Annotated in this window: 3 protein-coding genes; all 3 read right to left on the bottom strand. The window is 74.1% G+C overall.

The features are described from left to right. A partial coding sequence (locus AB0E96_RS40470; protein WP_359831770.1) for a DNA-formamidopyrimidine glycosylase family protein occupies positions 1 to 791 on the bottom strand: 791 nt, incomplete at its 3' end. Between the two features lie 58 nt (positions 792 to 849). Then, positions 850 to 1,311 (bottom strand): universal stress protein, encoded by a 462-nt coding sequence (locus AB0E96_RS40465; RefSeq protein ID WP_359831768.1) that lies wholly within the window; start codon positions 1,309 to 1,311, stop codon positions 850 to 852. A 239-nt stretch (positions 1,312 to 1,550) separates the two neighbouring features. Then, positions 1,551 to 2,250: zinc metalloprotease (locus AB0E96_RS40460; RefSeq protein ID WP_359831766.1), on the bottom strand; the 700-nt coding region annotated here is incomplete at its 5' end.

The raw sequence follows: 2,250 nt of genomic DNA, 5'->3' as shown, positions 1-2,250 counted from the left end.
GGGGCCGGGCCGCGCTGGCAGTACGGGCACCAGTACACCGCCCGGTCGCGCGGCGGCGCGCCCTGGCGCCCGGTGGCCACGGGGGTGACGCAGCGCGGGCAGGGCCGCCCGGCCCGGCCGTACACCCAGTGCTGGTAGCCGGGCCGGGTGTCGCCGGTGGTGATGTGGCCGGGGCGCAGCTTGTTGGCCTCCAGCATCTGCCGGGCGCGCTCCACCAGCCGGTCCGGGTGCGGGAGTTCGCCGACCTCGGTCCAGGGGGTGACGCCCGCGACGAAGCACAGCTCGTTGGCGTAGACGTTGCCGATCCCGGCGAGGTTGCGCTGGTCGAGCAGGGCCTCGACGACCGGGCGGCCCGGACGGGCGAGCAGCCGGCGGACGGCTTCGCCCGGGTCCCAGTCGGGGCCGAGCAGGTCGGGGCCGAGGTGGCCGACGATCCGCCGTTCGTCGGCGGTGCGCAGCAGTTCCACGACGGGCAGCCGGTAGCCGACGGCGGTGCCCCGGTCGGTGCCGAGGACGGCGCGGACCTGCCAGTCGGGGCCCGCGGTCCACCGTTCGCCGGGGCGGTAGACCACCCAGCGGCCGTCCATCCGCAGGTGGGTGTGCAGGGTGAGGCCGCCCTCGAAGCGGGTGAGCAGGTGCTTGCCGCGCGGGGCGACCTCCAGCACCCGGCGGCCGGTGAGGTCGGCGGTGGCGTGCGCGGGCACCCGCAGGTCGGCGCTGGTCAGCGGCTGTCCGGCGAGGGCCTCGTGCAAGTGGGCCGCCACGCGGTAGACGGAGTCACCTTCTGGCATGACTCCATTCTGGTCCGCGCGGCGGCCCGGCGGGGCACCGGCCCCCGGCCCCGGCGTCCTACTCGGACGGCTCCTTGTCGCCGTGGGCCTCGCGCACCACGACCACCGGGCAGGGCGCGTGCTCGGTGAGGTGGCGGCTGACCGAGCCGAGCAGCACACCGGAGAAGCCGCCCAGGCCGCGGCTGCCGACGACGAGCAGTGCGGCGCCCTCGGCGGCTTCCAGCAGCGCCTTGGCGGGGTTGCCGGGCACCACGCTCTCGGTGATCCGCACGCCGGCGTCGTCGCCAGCCACCTTGGCGACGGTCTCGGTGAGGGTCTGGCCGGCGAGTTCCTCGGGGTTGAAGGTCTCGACGGTCGGCACGCCCTGTCCGGCCCAGCCGTAGAAGGCCGGGTACTCCCAGGCGGCGATCGCGTGGATCGTCCCGCCGACGGCCCGCGCGTAGTCGATCGCCCAGCTCAGCGCCTGCTCCGAGGCGGGCGAGCCGTCCACGCCGACGACGATCCGGGGATTGGCACTCATGCCTTGCTCCTTCGGTTGCTCCTGATCGGTCCCGACCCTCCGAACATAGATCAAATCGGACAAACGGCCGGTATCTGCCACGCCGGAAGCGGCCCGCGGCATTCAAATCGATTGCAGCCGGGCTTCCGGACCCGGGAGGATGCCGGGCCGCCCGGCCGGCCGCGCCGCGGTTCCGCGCCACCGGCGGACGAACGCCGCTCCGCCTCGCGTCGTCCCGCCGGGCCGGGCCCAGATGTCGGTCAACTCCGGTAGGCAGCCCAGGAGTTGGACATCCGCTGGACCTGTCCGGGAGTGAACTGGGTCATGCAGGAGTCGTAGCTGTAGTCCATGAAGTTGTGGATCGGGTCGAGTCCGGGGCCGGTGCAGGTGTCCCGGCCCTCGGGGCAGCCGGAGGCGGCGGTGCGCTCGGCCGGGGTGTCCTCCACGTAGTCGCCCGGGGCCCGGCAGCCGTTCTGGAAGGTGTGGAACAGGCCGAGCCAGTGGCCGATCTCGTGGGTCGCGGTGTCGCCCTCGTCGTAGTGGGTGGCGGCACCGCCCGGCAGGGAGGCGTCGAGCACCACCACGCCGTCGTCGACCGGGTTGGTCCGGTACGCGTTCGGGAAGGTCGACCAGCCGAGCAGGGAGTCGCCGAGGCGGGCGGTGTAGAGGTTGAGGGTGCCCTGGTCGCCCTGGCGCAGGGCGGCCTTCATGGCCTGCTCGGCCGAGGAGCCCGGGGTCATGCCGGCGTACCAGGAGGCGTTGTCGGTCCAGTCGGTGCCGACCAGTTCGAAGTGGAACGGGCTCGGGGCGTTGCCCTCGCCGCGGCCGCCGTAGCTCTCGTTGAGGTGGTCGATCTGGCCGGCGACGGCGCCACCAACCGCCCCGACATCCTGGACCCGGCGCTGCTGCGCCCGGGCCGCTTCGACCGCCAGATCGCGGTGGAGCGCCCCGACCTCCAGG

This window comes from Kitasatospora sp. NPDC036755, from assembly GCF_040636595.1.
Lineage (GTDB): Bacteria > Actinomycetota > Actinomycetes > Streptomycetales > Streptomycetaceae > Kitasatospora.
This window is presented reverse-complemented; position numbering and strand designations above follow the sequence as displayed.

What these genes read in the sequence shown, in the direction of transcription:
- AB0E96_RS40465 (WP_359831768.1), bottom strand. Translation starts at nt 1,311, where the DNA reads ATGAGTGCCAATCCCCGGATCGTCGTCGGCGTGGACGGCTCGCCCGCC.